A 21,298-nucleotide genomic window follows, 5' to 3' on the forward strand; every position below is an offset into this window, starting at 1 on the left:
TTTTCCATGCACAAAAGCAAACACGCCAGCCGGGAATGGCTGGCGCATTATGCGGCGAGTAGAAATAAGAGAAAGTTGGGGTGTAAAATCAGGAAGGAGGCTCGGAAAATTTACGTATTCATCAGTCCGGTTGCTCGTCTGGCTCGAAGAATATCGGTAAAATTAATGAACGGTGACGGCTCATTAAAGGAAAAACCACTGCGATCAATGCGCAGCAGGCCATAGCGCTCGACCACAAAATTCACGGCATCTTTCAACGAAATGCCGGATTCGATATGTTCCTGAATAACTGACTCATAGTGGAACGGGGTGTCATTAAGCATCAGGCCGTAATGGCGCTCAAACAGGTACGTCAGAAGTTGTTTCCAGAAGACCACGGGTGACGGGCAATGCTGGGCCTCCCCCGCCAGGGATACGGGTAACGTTTGCATAGTTATTATCTCGTAATTTGAAAGGAAAAGGACTGTGAGGGCGTTGAGGTAACCTAATGATAAATGGGGGGGTTTATGCTGCCACTGAAGGTGTTAGATAAATAATGATATAGACGTAGCCATGCGACCCGAGGGTATCAGCGTCACAAGTCAGGCCATTATGGTTCAACGTAACACTGCGCTGGTGGCGGGGATCAAGCTCACCGGAGAGTAATGCCAGTTCTAGTTGTTTCATTATCAGCGGAAATGTCTGGTCGAGCCGCAGGGCGTCGTCGGCGCTGAATACACCGTTGAAGCTTGCCCGGTCAGCCAGAAAATGCAGCCGATTGCCTTCCTGTACCAGGCGGGCACCGAAGCACGGGGTGATATTGTGCACCAGCCCCCATTGCGGACCCGCTGGGGCGACAGTCGGCTGGGTGACCAGGGTGAGTGGCAGCGTCATGTAAGTATTCCTTGAGAGGTTGTAGGAAAGGAGGCTCGTCGTCCGGGTAATATCGCTATCCCCGATAGTCGGTAAAACGTTCACAGTAAAGCGTGTCGTTGTCCGCACTGATGGCGCAGGGCCAACGCTCTTCGCCGATTAATCGACTGCACAGCGATAAACGGCCAGGGTAATGGATGAGGTAATAGCACTCGGCACAGAGATCGTCATCAGCAATGAGGCGACCGTGGACTTTTTCACTGTCAGACAGGGCATCTGTCATCGCCAACCCTCACAGCCAGCCGCGTTCGGCAAACGATATCGATTCACCGTGACCGATAATCACGTGGTCCAGTACCTTGATATCAACCAGCGACAGCGCCTCAGTGAGCCGCTTCGTGACCTTCCTGTCATCGTCGCTGGGCTCTGCCACGCCCGAGGGATGGTTATGTGCGACGACTACGGCCGCTGCGTTATGTCCGAGCGCTGTTTTGATAATCTCCCTTGGGTAAACGGCGGTGGCGTTGATGGTGCCCATTGAGGTGGTCTCGCTGGCGATAAGGCGGTGCTGATTGTCCAGATACAGCACCATAAATACCTCACGTTCGAGCTCTTCCAACTGAAGCCGCAGGTACTGCATTGTTTCAATGGTAGAACTGAACCCCACTGATTTCTGTTTCATTTGCTTTTCGAGCAGGGTCAGCGCCATCTGGATAACGCGCTGTTGGGTTTGATATTGCATGTCTTATTCCTGTGATTGACAATTGTGGGTCAGGCTTTCGGTATGGCAGCCTGTGCGATGAGCCTTCAAGTCGTGGTTATTCAAGCCGATCCCTTTCGTTTACCTCAGTCAATCAGGGTAAAGATGGCCCGGCTTTCGGGATGGTGCAGGGCGTACTCCCGCAGCCGGTAGAAATGCGTGGTCATGTCGTCGTGCTCTGTGAGGCAGGCGTGGTGGCTGTACGTCATCAGGCAGGCGATAATGCCTGCGGCTTCACGACTGACGGTGGCCCCGTTGCCGTTAAGCTCGTTAAACAGTGCATAGTCCTGCTCCGTGCCTAGGACCATAAACGCGCCGCCGTTGTGTAAGGTATAAAAATCCCAAAAGTCGCCGTGATAGTCCGCGCACAGGCGGTCCAGCCAGGTGAAGATTTTGGGTTCGAGCAGCATCCATTGGGGAACGGTGCCAAAGTGCTGCGGCCAGAAGTTCGGGCGCAGGTGATCGGGCAGCAGAGTCGCGGTGATGGCATCGGTATTTTCAGTATCTGTAAAGAGGTGCTGATTTACGGCGTTATTCATCGGTTGTTCCTTTTGAAAGGTAATAAAAGAGACCCGTTGAACGGGGGCCTCACTGGCGAGAAACAAGGTTCGGGGAATTACGGGAGAGCGGCATTACCGGCGGGTAACATCAGCAGGTGGTACGATCAGGTGCAATTGCGGGCAGAATTGCGCATAGCCGTCAGCATTGCATCGTGAGGACCAGATACCGTCAGCCACAGCCTGCCGGCACAGACTGAGTTCGCCGGGGCGGTAACAGAGATGTGTACACCAGGCGCATAGGTCATCATCAGAAACAGAACGACAGGCGGAGTGGTTTTCCAGGGGTACAGGCCAGACCTCGGCCAGGCGTGCACGTGCAGGCAGGCGCTGCCTCATATCAGGGCCTGTTGCAACTCTTCGGCCATGACCCACAGCGCACGGTTTAATTTGATGTCGCCATCGATACCGTTGACCGCACGGGTGCGGCTGCGTTTGCCCAGCGCCGAATGCCCGGACAGGCCGCCCTTACTGAGATTCTCCTGGCAACGATTGAAGACTGACCACAGGTCGTCTTCCCGGTCTTCATATCGACGCGGGGTCAGTATTTGCGCCTCGGTCACCGGCTGGTGCTCTTCGCCAAACCGGTACGTCAGCGCCGCTTTCGCCAGAGCGTGTTGTGCGGGCGGTGGGAGTATCAGCGACTGCATCGCCTCGCGCTTCTCCTCCACCCGGTCAAAGACGCCGAGCACTTCGTAAGCCCCTTCAATCACCTTTCCAACGATATCGCCGCGGTGCGGAACCCTTATTTCACCAAACGACTGTCCGCAAACGAGCGAGTTAGTGCACACGCTTCGAAAGATCCCAGGAATTAGCTGAAAACTGGATTCGCCACCGTGCGAATTCAGAATGATGATTTCCGGCACCTGCTGACCGTTAATCTGACCGGCGCGGCGCAGGCGCAGCATGTGCTTGGTGTGCTCGCGGCGGCCCGGGTCGCGTACGCGGGTCTGACAGGCGAAAAAGGGTTCAAAGCCTTCGCGCTGAAGGTTCTCCAGCAGGGTGATAGTAGGGATGTAGGTATAGTGCTGGCTGCGTGATTCATGCTTGTCTTCCCCGAACACGCTGGGGACATGGTGCATCATCTCTTCCCGGGTTAACGGGCGGTCACGGCGTATCTGGTTAATGTGACCAAAGCGGCTGGCTAATTTCATGATTAAATCCTTACTGGAGCGACATAAAAGGAAAAGGCCATGCGTCCCGAAGGAGGCATGGCCTGAGAGTGAATGTTTTTTGATGGGGCTATTGCTGTTGCCAGTGATAACCTTACTGTCCTGCAAAATGGAGTGAATTATCCGCAGGAACTGAACGCGGCCTTACTGCTGCGATTTTTTAGCGTTGGCCTTAGCCTTATCCCATGAAGGACGGTTGCTGCCAGAGAACTCCTTTTGCATTGACCAGTACCCGATGGGATATTGCTTAACCAGCACGCCGTTGACGCTAATATCGACCGACAGGTATTGGCCTCTGCTGATGGTGCCTTTCTGGATATAGGCATCAGGGCTGCAGGTGCCGGTGTCGTACTGCTGCCAGGATGCGGTATCCCGCGCTGCGATATAGAAATCGCCAAATGCACATCCGCGCGCCGATTTGTGATTAAGGACCGCGACGTAATATTTGGTGTTAGCGATAATTGAACAGCTGTTGCTTTGCCCGCCGCAGGCCTGCCAGAGCGTTTGGCCGCCTTCACCGGGAAATGCCCAGATGGTATCGGGCGGCGGGGCGTCAGGAGACACGGCTGCGGGTTGAACATCCTGCGTATCGGGCTCACTACCACTAAGTACTTTCACTTCTTCTGCGTCAGGCTTACCCACCCAATGGCCTTTACCGTCGTAATAATATCCCCGGACAAGATGTTCGGCGGGGGCGTACAAAAAGTTGAAATAATGGTTGCCGCAGTTGCCGGTTTCACAAACGCTACCCTGCAACCAGGTCTTTCCTGCTACAGACACCGGCTCAAGCGGACTTTCCGGACCGGCCAGCGTGGCATTTTCGCCTAACAGTCCCGCTAGCCCGACCTCCTTCAAACTCTCCGTGAGGTCCTTCTTGTAAAGTGGATCGGAATTATAGAGATCTGTTGGATAAGGGCAGGTGCCGTTGAAGCCGTTTTCAGTACCGGCTGGCTGACAGCGCATGGCCTGGACGGCTGTTTTAAGGGTGTCTGCGGCATAACCTCTGTTTGCCAGAATGGCTAAGGAAAGTGCCAGCCATCCCCATTTCACGTTGCCAGAAAAATATCGTGTCTTCATTTTTTTCCTTAAATAAAAGGGCCAAATGGGCCCTGTTTTCGGTCTTCGTTACCCGTACTACAATAATCGCGGGGCGATCACATTAGTTGTTTTCCGACGGCTATCAGCCCGGCCAGCCAGCCAATGCACTGTGGTCCGGCGAGCCAGAAAAGACGGGCCTTTAGCAATCCCGTCACGCCTTCTCGGGTATAAATCGCATCCGGCATCAGCCAGAGACGTAAAGCTGCGCCAATGGCCATACCGCCCCCCGGCCCCAGGGTCATCCAGAACAGATAACTCATTCCCTGCCCAAAGCTTCGGATTTCCCCTGTAGCGCTGAAGACGTTAAACAGCACGACAATGAGAGCGATGACGAAGGCAATCGCGAAATATTTAATGATAAGTGGCATAGAGGGATGTCCTTATTTTCTGCACTGCTGAGCGGCGCTCAGCGTGTTGTCCATGAAGCCCGGGGGGACATAACCGGGCTGCTGGCTCATTCTTTGCAGCTCCCCATGGGAATATTTTGTTTTGAGGTTGTCCCAGATACATCCGCAGAGAGCGGTGGTACCGCCGCCGGATTTGCAGCCCTGGATAAACTCGCGTTTATCTTTATCGCCGCAGCCGCTCAGGGCGACGACAGACAGCAGGAGGGTGAAGCGTAGCAGAGGGCCTGCGATAGGTTTCATTATTTGACTCCTTTGGGTCCTAATTGATGTCCAGGGTGTTGTTCCCGGAAGGTGTGAATGACATTGCTGATAAAATGAAAATGCGGGAGCGCGTTGATAAAGCCCTCTTCCGTAATAAGTGCACCGATTTCATTTCGTCGATGAAAGTGCTGATCCGTCAGAGAGACAGAAAGGACCTCTTCAAGCTTGAATACATGGATAGCGCCACGCTGGCTGCTGACCAGGTACCAGTGCTGATGCTGATAAATCAGCCGGTAAGGCTCCAGCTGATCGTGGCGTATTCCCTTAACGAGCAGGCTGATCGTCCGGTGGTGATGAATGGCTTCGACAAGCCGCACAAAGCGGTCTGAGGATGTGCCCATCGGTTGAGGGGAGTGCCAGATCAAACAGGGCGATGTGCCGGATTCATCCATCAGCAGGTGCATAAGCTGCCTGCTTTGCGAAGGGATGATCTGTGCAATACCAGTGTTACGAATAAATGAAAATGCGCCAGGGGAGTGATCGCGCAGTGGGTTTTCACTCAATCGGTAAATCCCGTTATTTCCGAGAATATCGAGATGGATCAGCCGCTGATGAAAATCCCGGCGGAGGGTTCGTTCAGAAACGCCAAACTCGTCCGACAGCGCCTTCAGGGAAAGCGTTTCACCCGTGAGAAGTCGGCTGATAATGACCGACAGCCGGACGGCGAGTTTGTCATGTCGTTGCGCGGGTTCCCTGTTGCGCATATGTCCTCCCTAAGTGAAAAATAGTTAGATAACTCATGAGGTTATTATGCAGGATGGGCCGGACAGGTTATGTCCGGCAGGCGTGACGAATGGCTGGAAAAATGAAATATTCTCCAGTCGGTAACGTGCTGAATAAAATGGAATTAATGTTATTTGTTCATAAAACGAACATGGTGTGGTCACACCCTGTCACTGCAAAGTCACACTAAATGAACTGTTTGAGTGAGGGGACCTGAATCATTGAGTTTCATAACCCCTTTTCTTGAGTGACCGGAGCAGAGTATTAATCAGAATGACGACTGAGCTTCAGACTGTGCAGATCTCTTTCTCCCGCAAGCAAAATTGTTAACAGTAAAATTGAATGTAGCGTATTGCCCGCCTGCGGATATAACAGGCAAAAATGCGCAGCAGAAGGCGAATCGGCCTGTCAAGTATTGGCATTAATCTCTATCCGGACTCAGAAAAACCAATGCCACAATGTGGCCGCGGCATTAACAATCCCGTCACGCACCGTGCTTAGGGCGTTACGCGCCACCGTAGGCAGCGGCACTACTTCCACTATACGACTGAAGAGCTCCCCCAGCAGGTCGCCAAAATCCTTTCTGGCGGTGGTTTCGGCATCCCTGGTACGGTGCTCTTCCTTTACCTGGCGAAATACACCACTGCTGGCCTCCGGTGGCAGGGCAAATATGAGCGTTTCCACCAGGCGTGGGAGGTGGTAACCGGTTTTTGCCGACACGGCATGGACCGGGTAAGGTGTGGAGAACTGGCGGGAGATAACGGAGCTTCTGGCGGTGAGCGTCAGCAACTGACGGGGGGAGGGCTGACAAACTTCCCGGTCCCACTCCAGCGAGGGCTCTGCCTTGTCGGCCTGGTTGATGACGAAAACAATACTGCCCGGCAACACACCGCATTTAAGCAAAAATTGGTGAAAGGTTTCATCGGTGGCGCAGGCGCGGTCGTCGGCCTTCATCACCCAGAGAATGAGATCCAGTTTCGGTAGCTGGTTCTTGTACAGCTGGAGATATTCCCGGTCGTAGTCCAGTGATTCACCGACACCGGGTAAATCAATCAGCGTCATACGGCGTCCGCCCATATCGAGAGTAAAACGAAGCGGTGTGCGGGTGCACCCCTGCACGTCGCTGACCGGGCTGAGGGGCTGCTGAAAGAGGGCGTTGCATAGTGACGATTTACCGGCACCGGTTTTACCCATGATGCCAATCACTGGTTCGTAATTGATGGTCTTGCGGATGCGATCCAGTATCGTGCGGGAGAGGGCTTCGGGGAGAAGAGATAGCTGCTGTTTCAGGGCGTCAATACCCTGTTCGGTTTTATCGGACACATTAACCTCCGTGAGTGAAATAACAAAACGGCAGCGATATTTTCTGCCGTTCTCATGGAGGTAATATCTATCTGAGATTTTTTTAATACGAGTAAGGTCTACAAAGATTTATATTTTTCGGTAATGAGCATTTCAAGTATGTCGCTCATTCTAAGATTATATTCCATGGTCAGCTTATCGAGCATATCTTTTACATCTTTCCTGATGTAGGTGTTGATGGCTTTTTTGTCATCTTCTCGATACTTTTCTTTTTGCTTTTGCTGATGCCATGCGTGATTAATGCGTGCTTTGAAAAGCTCCCGACTGTCTTCGGGGGCTTGCCATAAATCAAACGACGTCAGGGCAGCGAGATAATAATCACGTCCCGATGAGGGAATGAAAAATTGGCTTACGGGAACCGTCTTTCCCTGTGATGCCTGTTGTTTTTCTTTTAATCTGGACCAAAACCAGCGGCATAACTCTTCATCATCAGGATTGAGCCATTTGAACCGCGGTGGTCTGTGGTGATTCTCAAGCCACTGTTGCTTGAATAATTCCAGATGCGCCATTTTGCTCCCTTTCTGAACCAGGGCGTGTGCACCGTCAAAGTATTCTATTATTATTCGCATCCGTTCCTGATGGGTGGAAGGAGAATCGCCCAGGCGCAGGGATTGATAGGTATTAAGTCTGGGCGATTCTGTTCGAAATGTGGTTTTTCTTACCCTGCCGTTGTCCCGGTCTGTGGAGAGGAAGTGTGAATGGTCCTCGGTATCAATATACATTTTGGCCCACACAAAGAATGCAGCGAGCTCATTGTTTTTTAACCACGAAAAAGCTGCCTCTGGCAAAATAGCATAGCCCGCCATTATCTCAAGATTATTCACTTCTTGATTATGTAAAAAATCAAATTGGTATTTATTGTCCAGAAACGTATTGACGTTTCGCAGACAGTTATCGGCATTGCCAGGGTCATACGCTGGGAATTCCCCCGGGTACTTATTATCGAGACATTGCGCATAAAAACGACAAACGCGCCAGTCTTTGCTTTTGACCTTCACATTCTCTTCAGGCATTCCATCTTCCTTTTGCGTCCATTAACGGTAGCTCATCGTAGGCTAAAAATGGCATGATTTCATCTATCACTAAGTGATTTATTAATGGTGAAGAGATGATTAATTGCAGTTGATAATTGATAATGTCCTGCTATTAAGACTGTAAAAAACAGTTTACATAATGATTTTATAGCTATCTAAAAGAAGGGTAAACCAGTGAGGACAGAAGATAGCGGCATTTTAGACGGTTTTTTCAGTTACAGCTGAGGGCTGCATAACGTATTCGTGGGAAAATGTATGAGGTGTGTTAACGTTAAAAAAGCTGGCGCTGATGTGTAAGTGCTTGGTCGATGCTCGAGAAAGGCGCAGTGCCGTTCATGAGAAAGAGTATCTTTAGTCATGGTGGAAATGTGTAAATTGAAAAACGGTATTTATTGAGAGTGTTACCTTTCAGTTAATGTTTTGATGGTCTGATGAATCCTGCGTTGAGTACAAAACTGATAGATAATGCACCCTAACTTTAGAGTAAGTCATAGCGGTCTCTGGCTGTTGAAATAACTGCAGTAGAACAGACCAGGACAGGGAGTATGTTACGTCACACCCTTTTTTTTATTTGTTTATCTTGTCGGATTGGTAATATATCTTTTTAGTCATAGTGTATTATTAATAATGCCTGTGTATTGATTAAATACACAGGTGTTGATGTGCATTCTCAGTATTATTTATGTCTGATAACTCACACGTATGCTTTTGATGGCTGCATAAAGAAAATAAACATGCATTTTGGTAATGCTACCATTAGTAATATAAATACGGCTGATATTGTAATTCCCTCATGCACGTTGTTATACGTGCGTGGTTGCTTTGTGCTGCTGAATGTATTAGTGGTATATGAGTGCGATTACATAGATTTGAAAATTGCAGGAGGTAAAGTAACGGTGTGGAACCTATTGACTTAAATGAAATGAGTGAATGGCGTAGAGCGAAATGTCGCACTGTGAACTATATACTCAGGAGTAAATTTGCATAGGATAGATGCATTGGCTACCTAGGGCATGGGCGGTAAATACTCTGTGGTTTTATTTTGTCATTTACAGGTTCGGGGAGTCTGTGTAGAGAAATATATTGCAATTAGCCCTGGTTGTATAATTGGTCACCCTTTAGGTAAGCGAATGTGGAATGCTTTATCGGTAATACGGTGTGCGTGTAACATCATTTATCGTTCCAGGGTAAACAGGCAGCTGTGAGATTTCATTGTTTCAGTATGCGCATTGGTAAACGCGAGGCTATAGGGTTTTCTGCTGGTCAGTACCAGCTGTTAATAGACGTTGATAAGCTACCTACGGTAACTTTAGTTTTCTGTGGAACCCATCCCAACAATAATTCATAAACATGGCGTTTAGGCAATACCGCGCGATTAAAGGACTCAGCGTGGTGTGAGACCGCTATTTGGGGCTGAGTTGATGGAGGGCGTGGTTTCGAGAACCGGCGTGACCTACACGAAAACGTCCTGCTTTTCTAAGTACTTTTTTACAGCGCACTTCATCACTATGTGTTTAACAACCTGAGTGATGAGCAATGGACAGAGAAATTATTATCGATGAAGTCTACGGGCCGCTGTGGTCGCATTACGTTGTGCGGATGGAAGAGACTATTCAGAAAGCGTTGACAGCGCACACCCGAACCCTGGCCCTGCGGGTGGATTTTCATTTTCCTGAATGTGATGACGTGGTGCTTGCTGCTATGGATAACAAAGTCATCACCCGCGCTATGGCGTCGCTGAGATCGCAACTCACTGCGCAATGGCTGCGAAAAGTTAGGCCGGAAGAGCGATTTCACTGGACTGACTTGCGCTATATCTGGGCTCGGGAGTTTGACTGGTTTGGAGTTAAACCCCATTACCATATTTTGCTGCTGCTCAATAAAGACGCTTACATGTCTCCGGGTAACTATCAGTCGGATGAGACGAATCTGGCGACGATGATCATGGCAGCCTGGTATCGGGCTTTACGGCTAGCGGTACCCGCTGATCCAAAAGCTCGCTCGCTGGTGAATTTCCCGGCCAACCCATGTTACTGGCTCGATGCAAACAGTGACAATCTTGAGTCTGCGTATTTTGATTTGATTTTTCGGGTGAAATACATGGCGAAAGTCAGAAGCAAGCACCATGAGGACGGGTATCGGCTATTCGGCTGTAGCCAAAACTAATGTCAAGCCTCCTCTCACGAGGGGCGGTTTTTTTTACAGCAACGCTGGTTGGTATAGCGGAGTTGGCTGGTTAACCCCAATAACCACCGACTCCGGGTTTTATTTACCTACCGGAGATATTCATTATGACTACCACCCTTCCCTTACTGGCCGATCAGTTTGTTGATATGACATTTATCACGACGTTTACCGGGATGACCGACAAGTGGTTTTATAAACTTATTCAGGACGGAGTCTTCCCTAAGCCCATCAAGCTCGGACGTAGCTCTCGCTGGCTGAAAAGCGAAGTGGAAAGCTGGATGCAGGAGCGTATTGCGCAGTCCCGCTCGTAACTCATCACTCCGCCAGCCCCCTAAATCCACGACTCACCGACCCAACCTGAATCACACTCCGCCATTCGCATTCCGTAAGTCTGCCCATCCCGGGACTGCTTTCGCCTGCGTGTCGTCTGGCGGTAAGGAACAACCCCATGTATGCCAAATCTTTTATTGCCCATGCTTCACGTGGACGCCTGACTTCGGCGACCACAGCAAAAACATACCCTTACGACCAATACACCTGTCACCTGTGCAAAAGTGCGCTGGTCTTTCATCCGGAGTGGGGCACGCATCGCCCTTGGTTTGAACATACCGCAGAAGCTCTCACTAAGAATGGTCGCCAACATTGTCCCTACGTAATTGTCGTTCTCGGGGAATGGCATCTTATGCAGAGACTACGATATCTGGTGAATGATCCACACCCAGTGGTGCGTAAGGCTGATTGGCAGTGTGCTGGTTGTGGCAGCCACTACCACGGAGAACGTTACTGCCGCAGTTGTCGTACAGGGGCTTACAGTAAGGAAGTGGCGTTGGTGACACCGCTACTGCTCACTACCGTAGCGGGAGGTGCCGCATGCGCATGCTGAAGTGTTATCTGGCAAGCAACAGGACCGGGGAGTTTGTTGTAACAAAACATGCGATGCGTTCACCCAGCAGGGAATGGACCTGTGTCTCGTGCGGTTGTCCCTTGGTGCTTCATGCTGGCTTGCCCGGGGAGTCCCCCTGGTTCGAGCATGATCAGCACACCGTCGCCACGAATGTACTGATGAACTGTGCGCACTTGGATCCGCAGGTCAAGGCCGACGTCCGGTTAAACCAACTACGCAAGGTTATCGGCGAGCTAGACGCTCCTGCTAACGTGCTGTCATGGTACTGCGCATGGTGTGGCAGCCATTATCACGGGGCCAAGTTATGCAGTGCGTGCGGTACCGGGATCTACAGCATTGAAGAAGTAAACTGGCAGGCGAATTACGCCTGAATTATCCGTACGGCTCAATGTTATTAGGCGATACCGCTTCCTATTAAAAACATTCTTACACCCGCGAATGCCTGGGGATATGCGTGGGGGAATACTGAACAGTATAGCGCTCAGGCGTTCTTTACCGCAGTTGCTGAAAACCGATAATGATCTGAATTTGCAGGGGAAATTTTGGGCAGTGGGTGTATGAAAGAGGGATAAGGATCGACTTCTCACGCCCGGGAACACCGACGGACAACGCTATGTTGGAGTCCTTCAACGGCAGGTTAAGGCAGGAATGTCTGAACGAGAACTGGTTCGTACCTCTGGAGAATGCACGGTGCAAAATCGAGGCCTAGCGCATACACTATAACCAGAGTCGTCCCATTCTTCACTGGGCTGGATGACACCCTCCGAATTTGCCGAAAAATCTGCCGGTTGCCAGAATATGCAGCCAGAATGAAGCTGGTTATTCCTGATTATGGCTTGATCAAATACGAGGAGCGGGCCAAGGATCCGACATTACTAATTGGGCGTGGTATCTAATCTTGCAGGCAGGTCAAATGAATTATTTACTGACGCAGTCTGCTGCATAAATCAGCCCGACTGAAGAATTTAATTAATTGATTTTTAATAAAAAATAATCATAAGAGTTTGCGAAAAAGTTCAAGATTCGATCTATTGTTTACTGGCAATGTTCCCAGATTTTAATCATGGAAAATACTAATATTTTATTAGAACGGTCATGTCTTATTGAAGATAGCTGGAAAGCACGATTAATAACCTGGAGAATACATGAAGCTAAATACAATTCGGTTATCCGGTTTTCAGTCTTTTGGTCAGGAACCTACCGAACTTAGTTTGGAAGATATTACTTATCTAATCGGTCCTAATGGTTCAGGTAAAACTGCAGTACTCCAGGCTTTATGCAGACTCTTTGCTTTCGATCCAACATTGCGTCGTGTCCATCGTTCAGATTTCCATGTCCCTTTTGATGAAGAAGAGGCTCCTCCTGAGCGCCAGCTGTGGGTAGAAGCTGATTTTCTATTTCCCGAACTTACTGAGGACGAGGATAACAGTACCGTAGCTCCTCATTTTGGCCACATGCGACTTGATGAGCAGGAAGGTATTCCTCGTGTGCGTTTCCGCCTCACGGCCACTATGGGACTTGATGGGGACATCGACGAAAACTTAGTGTATGTCTTAGATATCAATGCTGATGGCTCTCCTCAAAATACCGCGCAGGTACCACGAGCAGAACGCAATCATATCCAGATCCACTACTTACCTGCCAGACGTGACCCTGCAGACCATATTGCTTACGGCGCGAACGCTTTACTCGGGCGTTTACTTCGCGCCGTACGTTGGGATGCTGAGCGCGATACGATTAAGGGGCTGACCGATCAAATAAGTGACAGCCTTGCAGCAAACCCTTCAGTCAACGCTTTCAGTGAAAGTTTGAAAACGACTTGGGCCACTCTACACAAAGGCAAATTTTTTGCTGATCCTAAAATCACATTTGTGGCATCTGAGATTGAAGCCTTGTTACGACATTTGTCGGTTTCGTTTACTCCCGGCCATGATGGTTCGCTTGTCGATTTTTCGCGTTTGAGTGATGGCCAAAAATCAATGCTTTACCTTTCCTTAGTCCTATCGTCTCAGGCGATTGGTAGAGCCGTGCTCGCCGAAGAAGATGTATCTTTCGATCCCGATAAATTACGTCCACCGGTCTTTACACTGGTCGCACTTGAGGAACCAGAAAATAGTCTTTCTCCTCACTACCTGGGACGTATTGTCAGTGCTTTGAATACCATGACGAAAAATGCGGATGCACAAGCTCTTATTGCAACTCATGCTCCCACAATGTTGCGTCGAGTTGCCCCTGAGTTAATACGTTATCTGCGGCTTACAGAGGCTAGGAAGACACGTGTCACATGCATCCAATTACCAGAGAAAACTAATGAAGCACACAAGTTTGTAAGGGAAGCCGTCCAGGCATTTCCTGAAATCTATTTCTCGCGTCTGGTAGTACTTGGCGAAGGTGATAGTGAAGAGATTGTATTGCCGCGTTTGCTTCAGGCCAAAGGTGCGCCAGTTGATGAGTCAGCAGTCACGATAGCTCCATTAGGCGGTAGGCATGTTAATCATTTTTGGCGTTTGCTTTCAGCGTTGCAGATCCCCTATCTGACATTGCTTGATCTCGATGTGGCTCGTTACGCCGCTGGCTGGGGACGAATCAAGTACGTTAATGATCAGCTTACTGCATATGAGCCAAGCAAAGTACTTCCAGCCAGTTGGGAGATTTCAAGGTGGAATAATGATGTAACACCAATAAGAAGCCATCATTTTTTTAAAAATGAGGATCAAAGTGGACAAGCTGATATCTTCATCGAGCTTAAGAAAAAAGGTGTGTTTTTTTCCTGCCCAATGGATCTCGACTTTTCCATGCTCTTGGCTTATCCAGAAGCCTATAGTGTTGCTAAAGAGAAGCCGGATGAGTCAACAATCAAAGCTGTGCTTGGTAAAAGCTATCACGATGTTTCTCAATATAGTGAAGACGAGCAGAATTTGTTCGCTACGTATCATCAGCGCTTCAAACTTGGAAGCAAACCAGCAGCACACATTGATGCATTAGGTAAGTTGAGTGACCAGGAATTACTCGCAAAAATGCCTGAGTCACTTAGCAAACTAGCTGATGCCGTCATTGTCAAACTAGCGGAGCTACCTGAATGATTGCCGTTGAAGCATGGCAACCCGCAGATGGGTTGACGCTTGAACCAAATGCGTTGCGTGCGGTGAAGGAGCATGCGCGTTGTCTTGCGCTCACTGCTGGGCCGGGTGCCGGTAAAACGGAAATGCTTGCGCAACGAGCGGATTTCCTTTTGCGTACAGGGACATGCCGATACCCTAAACGGATTCTGGCAATTTCGTTCAAAGTTGATGCCAGTAGAAATCTAAAAGAACGTGTCGAAAGGCGGTGTGGGGCAAATCTCGCCTCGCGCTTCGACAGCTATACTTTTCATGCATTCGCCAAGCGCATCATTGATCGTTTCAGACTAGTACTCACGGGAAAGGATGCCCTAGATGCTGGGTATAACATCGTAGACAAAAAAAACGGGCCTTCTCGCGTTCAGATAGAATTCGGTGATCTAGTACGGCTCGCTATTCAGATATTACAGACCTCCAGAATAGCCCGAAATGCGATTCGACAGACTTACAGTGATGTTTTTCTGGATGAGTTTCAGGATTGCACGAATTTACAGTACGACTTGGTTAAGCTAGCTTTTCAATGTACTCAAATTCGCCTCACTGCGGTGGGCGATACTAAGCAAAAAATCATGAGCTGGGCGGGGGCGCTGGACGGAATTTTCCAATCCTTTGCAAATGATTTTAATGCAGTACCACTTAACATGTATCGTAATTTCCGTTCTAAGCCACAATTGTTGCGAGTTCAGAACGAAATTATTCGTACGCTTGATCCTACTTCTGTCATGCCAGACGAACAATTGGATGGCGACGGAGGTGAGGTTTATGCATGGCGTTTTGAAAATAGCAAAGAGGAGGCTATTTATTTGGCGGATCTAATTAATAGTTGGATCAATACAGAGCAATTACCACCCGCTGATATTGCAGTCCTAGTATCTAAACAGCTGGATCTCTACGCTGACCATCTTATGGCAGAGCTGGAAGCGCGTGGAATTCCATATCGTAACGAGCAGCAAATGCAGGACATTACTGTCGAACCAGCAGCTCGCTTAATCGTAGATTATTTATCATGCCTCTACGGTCAACGTGAACCTAAAGCTTGGATCCGTTTGATGAACCAGTTGATTCCTTTTGCCGACGATGAAACCCAGTCCAGTGAGCGAAAGGATCTTGACCGCTTACTAAAAAAACATCGCAAAGAAGCCGCGATTGCTGAACTATTTAATTCACCTTTCTCTGGTTGGTGGGATTTTGTGAGAGCTTTCTTAAAGCATATCGGTTTCGAAACTCTCGTAGCTTTGTCTCCTGATTACGAATCCCGTAAACGTCTGCTAGAAGTTGTCCGCGATACCCGAGTACGAATTGAAGATTTACTTAAGATTGAACCAAACTTGCCTCAAACACTCGGGCGTTTTGCAGATGACCAAGCAGTCCGCATTCTTACAATTCACAAAAGCAAGGGGTTGGAATTCGATTCTGTCGTTATCATGGCAGTAGAAAATGAAATTTTCTTTGGTAATCAGGATGAAAATCGCTGCGCATTTTTTGTTGGAGTTTCTCGAGCGAAAAGGAGAATAGTACTCACTCATTCAGAACAACGCGAACGCCCTGCTGATTATACGAAACGATGGGATAATCATCGCTCTGTTCAAGCAGAGTATATGGGCTACGTCCTGCCGTTTGTTAAGTAATATAGCTCTCGCCGGATTGTAGATAAATGCACTGGAAGCCTTTTTCTGGCTGAGTATTCAGTGTATCACTGCCAATTTATCGACCCTAAGAAAAACGGGGATGAAGATCGCAACGTCTGGAGTTGAAGTATTTAATACTCAAACGGGAACGACAAAGCGCATTTCGGAGTAAAGGCTGAAGTCGTAAATATGCATTCAATAGTGTGAATTCTAAATATTTAAGTTATCTATTGCTGATATCATCAGCTGTTGGCAGCGCATTATTATCCCCCCTTTTGTGATGTGGTTTTCAATCGTCAATCTACTGCCGCTAAGATTCTGCGTTGTAGAAAACGAGCCGCTCATAATGCCAGGCACAGGATACCGGAATTCACCTTGCTACTATTTGGTTTTGCTGAGAGCTAGATTGGGCAATTTTCGGCCAGTAGCTGTTTCGGCATAAAATGCAAAGATAGCCATTTGAAGTCGACTCAATCGCCCTAAGTGCTAACATGGGATCAATAATTTTTGTGAATAGCGAGGTAGTGCAGTTATGGATGACAGAAGTTGATCTTGACCCGCCATCTCCGGACAGCTTTTGTATCTTAAGTTAACGATGCCCGCTGCCGCCGGTATTCCCTCGGGGAGTGATATCCCAGCGCGCTGTGCGGGTGGTTTTCATTGTAATGCGTGAACGCTGCTGCAAGGTTTCGCAGGGCTGTTCTCACATCCGGTTTTGGCATGAACGCGATATAGTCTTCCTTCATCGTTTTCACGAACCGTTCGGCCATGCCATTACTCTGCGGACTGCTCACCGCTGTTGTGCAGGGCTCCAGATTCAGCTCTCTGGCGAACCTCCGCGTTTCATGCGCGGTATACGCTGAACCGTTATCCGTCAGCCACTGCACCGATCTGTCCGGTAACCTGCCGCCGAAGCGCTTTTCTACCGACCTCAGCATCACATCCTGCACGGTCGAACTGTCGTAGCCTCCCGTGCTCGCTGACCTGCTCCCCGTTGATTAGTACACCCCGATATTAGTAATGTCTTCATAAGCCACATGAGGACATCCCCATGAAGAAGCGTTTTTCCGACCAACAGATCATCAGTATTCTCCGCGAGGCCGAAGCCGGAGTATCCGCCCGTGAACTCTGCCGCAAGCACGCCATTTCCGATGCCACGTTTTACACCTGGCGTAAGAAGTATGGTGGTATGGAGGTGCCTGAGGTTAAGCGCCTGAAGTCGCTTGAAGAAGAGAACGCCAGACTCAAGAAGCTGCTTGCCGAAGCCATGCTGGATAAGGAGGCGCTTCAGGTGGCTCTGGGGCGAAAGTACTGACGACAGACCAGAAGCGGGAAGCAGTGGTGTTGATGTGTGATGCGACCGGTCTGTCGCAACGTCGTGCCTGCAGACTCACAGGTTTATCCCTGTCGACCTGCCGCTATGAGGCTCAGCGTCCGGCTGCAGATGCACATTTATCAGGGCGCATCACTGAGCTGGCACTGGAGCGCAGGCGTTTTGGCTACCGTCGCATCTGGCAGTTGCTGCGCCGTGAAGGGCTTCATGTTAATCATAAGCGCGTGTACCGGCTTTATCACCTCAGTGGCCTGGGCGTAAAACGCAGAAGACGTCGTAAAGGGCTGGCAACAGAACGTCTGCCGCTGCTCCGTCCGGCGGCGCCCAATCTGACCTGGTCGATGGATTTCGTCATGGACGCATTGGCCACCGGTCGCAGGATCAAGTGCCTTACCTGCGTGGACGACTTCACGAAGGAATGCCTGACGGTCACTGTTGCCTTTGGGATTTCGGGTGTGCAGGTCACGCGTATTCTGGACAGCATTGCGCTGTTTCGCGGCTACCCGGCTACGATAAGAACTGATCAAGGCCCGGAATTTACCTGCCGCGCGCTCGATCAATGGGCCTTTGAGCATGGCGTAGAACTGCGGCTTATCCAGCCCGGCAAGCCTACACAGAACGGATTTATTGAGAGTTTTAACGGACGCTTTCGCGATGAATGCCTGAATGAACATTGGTTCAGTGACGTCAGTCATGCCAGGAAAACCATCAGTGAATGGCGTCAGGATTATAATGAGTGCCGCCCGCACTCCGCGCTGAATTATCAGACGCCGTCTGAATTTGCGGCGGCCTGGAGAAAGGGTAATTCTGAGAGTGAAGGATCCGACATTACTAAGTGAGCGTTGTATCTAATCCTGGGGGCAGGTCACGAGATACGATTGGCTTCGGTGAGTCCATTGATGCGTGTATTCATAAAGCACTCACACATCGTCCTATTAAAGTGTTCTGCATATGTGATGCTGACTATTTACACTCAGCAAAAACGGTAGGTTCCGGCTTACACCGCGAATTGCAAATTCTTGAAAAAATTGCTCACGAAGATCAAGTGAAAATTATTCCTCTGATATTCGAGTCTGATTGCATTCGAGACCTCCCGGCCCCACTTGCAGGCAGGGCTTACCTAGACCTTGCTGAATTACATAAACGTAATTTATTTATTGGTAATGAAATGTATGCTTTGGCAGAGGGGATCTCTCAAGCCGAAATGAGTATCTGGATTAAGAAAAAAATAGCCTCGAGTGACCTAAATAGCTGCGCCTAATACCGCTACACTTTTGCCTGACCATGTTTTCCTCCGGGGAATGGGCTGGCGGTTTCCATAAAATGGCGGACCTTTTTCAGTAACTGCCACATTGAGCGGCACTGATGATTACGGGTTATCGTGTCATGAAGTGCCTGCCATAGCCGTTCCACATGATTCACCCACGGCGAGTAAACCGGCTGGTAAATTACCCTGAACTTGGGATTTGCTTTCAACCAGCGCTGTGTTTCGCGGCTTTTATGGATAATGTAGTTATCAACGATCAGCGTGATTGTTTTCGCCCGCCGGTAAGTGGCTTTCAGGTGCTTCAGCAGAGCGATAAACAGCGCTGAACTTTTGCTGTTGCCGCCCACGTAGCTGACTTTACCCGTGCCACTGTGCAGTGCGCCGGCCAGATAGTATTTTTCGTTCTGCCCCGGCGTCACTACCCGTTTCTGCTGTCCGCGCAACTGCCAGTCCGCACCGATTTTAGGATTAAGGTGAATATCCACTTCATCTTCATAAAATACCGGATGCTCTGCGTTGCATTCATCCAGCGCTTTGTGGATTACCGCCATCTTTTCATCTTTATGTGGGTCACGGATGCGCAGAGTTGGCGCGGCCCTGCGCCATACAAGCCCCGCAGATGGCAACCAGCGGCGAACGGTTCCTGCATGTAACTGGCAACCGGTTATCTCATTGATTTTTATTGCCAGTAATTCGGTGCTCCAGCGTGAACGTTGATAACCAAAATCGCCGGGAGAATGCTTTATCAGCTCACGTAACAGGGTGCAGATATGTTCAAAAGGCCAGCGTCGGGAGCGCCCTGCGGGTAAGGATTTCAGGCCTTCAATACCTGAGTGCGTAAACCAGTTAATCCAGCGACCAACGGATGAACGGGCACAACAGAGAGTTCTGGCAACATCGCTGACCCGTTCACCCCGATGAAGCATCAGCATGGCCGTGAGTCTGCGGGCATGATTTTTATCGCGCGTTTTATGAATAGCTTTCTGCATCAGGCGTCGTTCGCCACGGGGTATTGGTGCTATGATCGGCATCGCTCAGTCCGGTTGGTGGTTTTGGTTGGTTTGGCGAATGATCAGATCGCGCAATCCGGGCTGAGTTCCCTTTCAGTGATCTACTATTCCGCGCAGCTATTTAGTTAAACTGGCAAAGCATCATTTTCAGGGGTTGGATATTGAACTCTATGGCAATGGCCGCACACATGAAGTCACACTGAGCCCGCAACACCCCCTGCTTGCTCCACAGTGGATGTTGGACAGCAAGGAGTGGGGTTATATGCTTACTGACGAAAATGCAACGTTTTGTCCAACGAAAGGGCGCTGGCACTGGGATTATTCCACACCATCAAGGGGCATGAGAGCTCTAGGTACAGCCGCTATGTCGGTATTTTTTCCGGGACAAACAACTTCTGGCGACCAGGCTGCATTTCATCGGGCGGGTAACGTTTTAGCTCAACGGTTTTTTGCCATGATATATAAGCATGAGCCTTTTATTCTCAACTCAGAGGATATAATAGGATTATTAATTAATAACGATGATGGATATAGGGCACTCGAGTTCTTGTTGAAATCAAAAATATAATCATTACGCAATTAATGTGTTGAGCTTGTATATTCCTAAGCATCAAGCCAGTACTAAGACCTTAGGAAAAGCCTCGCTGCGAGGACAGGAATTGTCTACTGAAGCGAGGGCACTCCATAACAGTAATAACGGCGCCACCGTTTAAATCATGCCAACAACCAAGAGAGATCTCTTTTAAGGTTTTCCATATGTGAATCAATGTAAGATTTTACCATTGCAGCATATTCCCGATCAGGTTCATAGCAGGCCTGCAGCGCATCAATATCTCGCCCGATCTTCGCGAGACAACGATCCCGAGCCTCGCAGGATGACATACTCGCCGTGATATCTATCAACTCGGAAATACTTCTCACTTGAACTGCAACAGGTTGCAGCACCTCCGCTCGCACTGTCACCAGCCCAAAGCGATTTAGTCCCATAACTTCAATACTTTTTACACCTTTCTCATCTGGGAGATTATCCACTGATTTTGCAAGCAGTATAGGGATTTTCAGATTATTGATATGCCAAATAAGATGGTCATCAGGATCATGATCGCAAGGATTAATCAACAAGGGTACTTCAAGGCTTAGGTCGTCTTGGCTTACCTGAGCCCGATAGGCTCCGGATACAGGAAAGGCGCACTCCTTACCCGCATTTTCAGCCTCATTAGCAGAAACAATGGTGCCATCGGCTTGCAGAGTATAGGACTTCTGTCCACGGCGGCGGTTACAATCCGTGCAAGATGGCAATAAATTATTCCACTCCAGTGCTAGCCACCAGTAACCAGGGTGTCCCAGATTCTCATTCACTTTTCCTTTCGGGCGGTAATGTTCAACATCCATTTTCTGAGTACCGATGTATTTACTTTCGCAGTAGGCACATTTCCCATGAAAAAGGTGTTCCAGCGCCGCTACGATATCTTCTTCTTTATATCTCTTAAATTTATATGTTTTGGTGGGTACTGGTATAGCTGTGTAATATGTTCGCGCGGCAACACGCTCATTATCCACAGCATTACCAACAGTGGTAAGTGAGTCTGGCACCGGCTCGATCGAGCGATCAACTTTAAGCATG

At 49.2% G+C, this 21,298-nt stretch carries 23 protein-coding genes and 2 pseudogenes; 10 read left to right on the forward strand and 15 right to left on the reverse strand.

All coding sequences use genetic code 11. From position 1 onward, the window contains the following. Positions 1-110: 110 nt before the first annotated feature. From I2123_RS20885 to I2123_RS20940, 12 genes are all read right to left on the reverse strand, one after another. A complete protein-coding gene (locus tag I2123_RS20885) occupies positions 111-431 on the reverse strand; it encodes a TA system toxin CbtA family protein (protein WP_213051424.1) in 321 nt (106 codons plus the stop codon). A 73-nt stretch (positions 432-504) separates the two neighbouring features. Further along, positions 505-873: a type IV toxin-antitoxin system YeeU family antitoxin gene (locus I2123_RS20890; RefSeq protein ID WP_213051425.1), complete on the reverse strand. Its 369-nt coding sequence runs from the start codon at positions 871-873 to the stop codon at positions 505-507. A gap of 55 nt (positions 874-928) precedes the next feature. Further along, entirely contained in the window at positions 929-1,135 is a 207-nt protein-coding gene (locus tag I2123_RS20895; RefSeq protein WP_213051426.1) for a hypothetical protein, read from the reverse strand. Between the two features lie 9 nt (positions 1,136-1,144). Further along, positions 1,145-1,594: a JAB domain-containing protein gene (locus tag I2123_RS20900; RefSeq protein ID WP_213051427.1), complete on the reverse strand. Its 450-nt coding sequence runs from the start codon at positions 1,592-1,594 to the stop codon at positions 1,145-1,147. A 104-nt stretch (positions 1,595-1,698) separates the two neighbouring features. Continuing rightward, entirely contained in the window at positions 1,699-2,151 is a 453-nt protein-coding gene (locus tag I2123_RS20905) for an antirestriction protein (protein WP_213051428.1), read from the reverse strand. 353 nt (positions 2,152-2,504) lie between these two features. Then, a complete protein-coding gene (locus I2123_RS20910; protein ID WP_213051429.1) occupies positions 2,505-3,323 on the reverse strand; it encodes a DUF932 domain-containing protein in 819 nt (272 codons plus the stop codon). 162 nt (positions 3,324-3,485) lie between these two features. Next, on the reverse strand, positions 3,486-4,418 hold the full coding sequence (locus I2123_RS20915; protein ID WP_213051430.1) for an Ivy family c-type lysozyme inhibitor: 933 nt from the start codon (positions 4,416-4,418) through the stop codon (positions 3,486-3,488). 77 nt (positions 4,419-4,495) lie between these two features. Further along, positions 4,496-4,807, reverse strand: a complete 312-nt coding sequence (locus I2123_RS20920) for a hypothetical protein (protein WP_213051431.1) — start codon at positions 4,805-4,807, stop codon at positions 4,496-4,498. Between the two features lie 12 nt (positions 4,808-4,819). Continuing rightward, on the reverse strand, positions 4,820-5,086 hold the full coding sequence (locus I2123_RS20925) for a hypothetical protein (RefSeq protein WP_213051432.1): 267 nt from the start codon (positions 5,084-5,086) through the stop codon (positions 4,820-4,822). Beyond that, complete coding sequence (locus tag I2123_RS20930; protein ID WP_213051433.1) at positions 5,086-5,811, reverse strand: helix-turn-helix transcriptional regulator; 726 nt, start codon at positions 5,809-5,811, stop codon at positions 5,086-5,088. Before I2123_RS20930 ends, I2123_RS20925 begins: the two co-directional genes overlap by 1 nt. Before the next feature lie 457 nt (positions 5,812-6,268). Next, positions 6,269-7,153, reverse strand: a complete 885-nt coding sequence (locus tag I2123_RS20935; protein ID WP_213051434.1) for a GTPase family protein — start codon at positions 7,151-7,153, stop codon at positions 6,269-6,271. A 98-nt stretch (positions 7,154-7,251) separates the two neighbouring features. Next, the gene (locus I2123_RS20940) at positions 7,252-8,205 is read right to left on the reverse strand and encodes a transcriptional regulator (RefSeq protein WP_213051435.1); all 954 of its coding nucleotides are present in this window, start codon (positions 8,203-8,205) and stop codon (positions 7,252-7,254) included. A gap of 1,557 nt (positions 8,206-9,762) precedes the next feature. Between I2123_RS20940 and I2123_RS20945 the strand changes: the two genes are divergently transcribed. The 7 genes and pseudogenes from I2123_RS20945 (at position 9,763) to I2123_RS20975 (ending at position 16,064) form a co-directional block, all read left to right on the forward strand. Then, positions 9,763-10,392 (forward strand): inovirus Gp2 family protein, encoded by a 630-nt coding sequence (locus tag I2123_RS20945; RefSeq protein ID WP_213051436.1) that lies wholly within the window; start codon positions 9,763-9,765, stop codon positions 10,390-10,392. Between the two features lie 125 nt (positions 10,393-10,517). Next, positions 10,518-10,724, forward strand: a complete 207-nt coding sequence (locus tag I2123_RS20950) for a helix-turn-helix transcriptional regulator (protein ID WP_213051437.1) — start codon at positions 10,518-10,520, stop codon at positions 10,722-10,724. Positions 10,725-10,861: 137 nt separating this feature from the next. Next, positions 10,862-11,296 carry a putative zinc ribbon protein gene (locus I2123_RS20955; protein ID WP_213051438.1) on the forward strand — a complete coding sequence of 145 codons (435 nt, stop codon included), beginning with the start codon at positions 10,862-10,864 and terminating at the stop codon, positions 11,294-11,296. Between the two features lie 53 nt (positions 11,297-11,349). Next, positions 11,350-11,688: a putative zinc ribbon protein gene (locus tag I2123_RS20960; RefSeq protein WP_476727105.1), complete on the forward strand. Its 339-nt coding sequence runs from the start codon at positions 11,350-11,352 to the stop codon at positions 11,686-11,688. A gap of 179 nt (positions 11,689-11,867) precedes the next feature. Beyond that, positions 11,868-12,130, forward strand: a pseudogene (locus tag I2123_RS25600) (integrase core domain-containing protein); the annotation flags it as partial. A 332-nt stretch (positions 12,131-12,462) separates the two neighbouring features. After that, entirely contained in the window at positions 12,463-14,400 is a 1,938-nt protein-coding gene (locus I2123_RS20970; protein ID WP_213051441.1) for an ATP-dependent nuclease, read from the forward strand. Beyond that, the gene (locus tag I2123_RS20975; protein ID WP_213051442.1) at positions 14,397-16,064 is read left to right on the forward strand and encodes a UvrD-helicase domain-containing protein; all 1,668 of its coding nucleotides are present in this window, start codon (positions 14,397-14,399) and stop codon (positions 16,062-16,064) included. The genes I2123_RS20970 and I2123_RS20975 overlap by 4 nt, the downstream gene beginning before the upstream one ends. A 584-nt stretch (positions 16,065-16,648) precedes the next feature. On the opposite strand, the pseudogene I2123_RS20980 reads toward I2123_RS20975, so the two are convergent. Then, positions 16,649-17,047: pseudogene (locus tag I2123_RS20980) on the reverse strand (integrase core domain-containing protein); the annotation flags it as partial. 68 nt (positions 17,048-17,115) lie between these two features. On the opposite strand from I2123_RS20980, the gene I2123_RS20985 reads away from it, so the two are divergent. Both I2123_RS20985 and I2123_RS20990 read left to right on the forward strand, forming a co-directional pair. Continuing rightward, a protein-coding gene (locus I2123_RS20985; RefSeq protein ID WP_213051443.1) for an IS3 family transposase occupies positions 17,116-18,236 on the forward strand; the annotation gives its coding sequence in 2 pieces (ribosomal slippage) (positions 17,116-17,374 and positions 17,374-18,236; 1,122 coding nt in all). Further along, complete coding sequence (locus tag I2123_RS20990; protein WP_213051444.1) at positions 18,233-18,658, forward strand: hypothetical protein; 426 nt, start codon at positions 18,233-18,235, stop codon at positions 18,656-18,658. Before I2123_RS20985 ends, I2123_RS20990 begins: the two co-directional genes overlap by 4 nt. A gap of 5 nt (positions 18,659-18,663) precedes the next feature. Here I2123_RS20990 and I2123_RS20995 read toward each other — a convergent pair whose 3' ends face one another. Beyond that, positions 18,664-19,695, reverse strand: a complete 1,032-nt coding sequence (locus tag I2123_RS20995; RefSeq protein WP_003033020.1) for an IS630-like element ISEc33 family transposase — start codon at positions 19,693-19,695, stop codon at positions 18,664-18,666. A 241-nt stretch (positions 19,696-19,936) separates the two neighbouring features. On the opposite strand from I2123_RS20995, the gene I2123_RS21000 reads away from it, so the two are divergent. After that, on the forward strand, positions 19,937-20,242 hold the full coding sequence (locus I2123_RS21000) for a hypothetical protein (RefSeq protein WP_213051445.1): 306 nt from the start codon (positions 19,937-19,939) through the stop codon (positions 20,240-20,242). Between the two features lie 146 nt (positions 20,243-20,388). Here the strand turns inward: I2123_RS21000 and I2123_RS21005 are convergent, their stop codons facing one another. After that, a complete protein-coding gene (locus tag I2123_RS21005) occupies positions 20,389-21,297 on the reverse strand; it encodes an HNH endonuclease family protein (protein WP_213051446.1) in 909 nt (302 codons plus the stop codon). Position 21,298: the final 1 nt, after the last annotated feature.

The organism is Rahnella inusitata, assembly GCF_018288855.1.
In the GTDB taxonomy this organism is placed as follows: domain Bacteria; phylum Pseudomonadota; class Gammaproteobacteria; order Enterobacterales; family Enterobacteriaceae; genus Rahnella; species Rahnella inusitata.

Coding starts and splice junctions, on each gene's coding strand:
- I2123_RS20960 (WP_476727105.1), top strand. CDS start 11,350: ATGCGTTCACCCAGCAGGGAATGGACCTGTGTCTCGTGCGGTTGTCCC.
- I2123_RS21000 (WP_213051445.1), top strand. CDS start 19,937: ATGCTTACTGACGAAAATGCAACGTTTTGTCCAACGAAAGGGCGCTGG.
- I2123_RS20910 (WP_213051429.1), bottom strand. CDS start 3,323: ATGAAATTAGCCAGCCGCTTTGGTCACATTAACCAGATACGCCGTGAC.
- I2123_RS20900 (WP_213051427.1), bottom strand. CDS start 1,594: ATGCAATATCAAACCCAACAGCGCGTTATCCAGATGGCGCTGACCCTG.
- I2123_RS20955 (WP_213051438.1), top strand. CDS start 10,862: ATGTATGCCAAATCTTTTATTGCCCATGCTTCACGTGGACGCCTGACT.
- I2123_RS20975 (WP_213051442.1), top strand. CDS start 14,397: ATGATTGCCGTTGAAGCATGGCAACCCGCAGATGGGTTGACGCTTGAA.
- I2123_RS20970 (WP_213051441.1), top strand. CDS start 12,463: ATGAAGCTAAATACAATTCGGTTATCCGGTTTTCAGTCTTTTGGTCAG.
- I2123_RS20890 (WP_213051425.1), bottom strand. CDS start 873: ATGACGCTGCCACTCACCCTGGTCACCCAGCCGACTGTCGCCCCAGCG.
- I2123_RS20920 (WP_213051431.1), bottom strand. CDS start 4,807: ATGCCACTTATCATTAAATATTTCGCGATTGCCTTCGTCATCGCTCTC.
- I2123_RS20915 (WP_213051430.1), bottom strand. CDS start 4,418: ATGAAGACACGATATTTTTCTGGCAACGTGAAATGGGGATGGCTGGCA.
- I2123_RS20930 (WP_213051433.1), bottom strand. CDS start 5,811: ATGCGCAACAGGGAACCCGCGCAACGACATGACAAACTCGCCGTCCGG.
- I2123_RS20995 (WP_003033020.1), bottom strand. CDS start 19,695: ATGCCGATCATAGCACCAATACCCCGTGGCGAACGACGCCTGATGCAG.
- I2123_RS20885 (WP_213051424.1), bottom strand. CDS start 431: ATGCAAACGTTACCCGTATCCCTGGCGGGGGAGGCCCAGCATTGCCCG.
- I2123_RS20945 (WP_213051436.1), top strand. CDS start 9,763: ATGGACAGAGAAATTATTATCGATGAAGTCTACGGGCCGCTGTGGTCG.
- I2123_RS21005 (WP_213051446.1), bottom strand. CDS start 21,297: ATGCTTAAAGTTGATCGCTCGATCGAGCCGGTGCCAGACTCACTTACC.
- I2123_RS20895 (WP_213051426.1), bottom strand. CDS start 1,135: ATGACAGATGCCCTGTCTGACAGTGAAAAAGTCCACGGTCGCCTCATT.
- I2123_RS20925 (WP_213051432.1), bottom strand. CDS start 5,086: ATGAAACCTATCGCAGGCCCTCTGCTACGCTTCACCCTCCTGCTGTCT.
- I2123_RS20905 (WP_213051428.1), bottom strand. CDS start 2,151: ATGAATAACGCCGTAAATCAGCACCTCTTTACAGATACTGAAAATACC.
- I2123_RS20950 (WP_213051437.1), top strand. CDS start 10,518: ATGACTACCACCCTTCCCTTACTGGCCGATCAGTTTGTTGATATGACA.
- I2123_RS20940 (WP_213051435.1), bottom strand. CDS start 8,205: ATGCCTGAAGAGAATGTGAAGGTCAAAAGCAAAGACTGGCGCGTTTGT.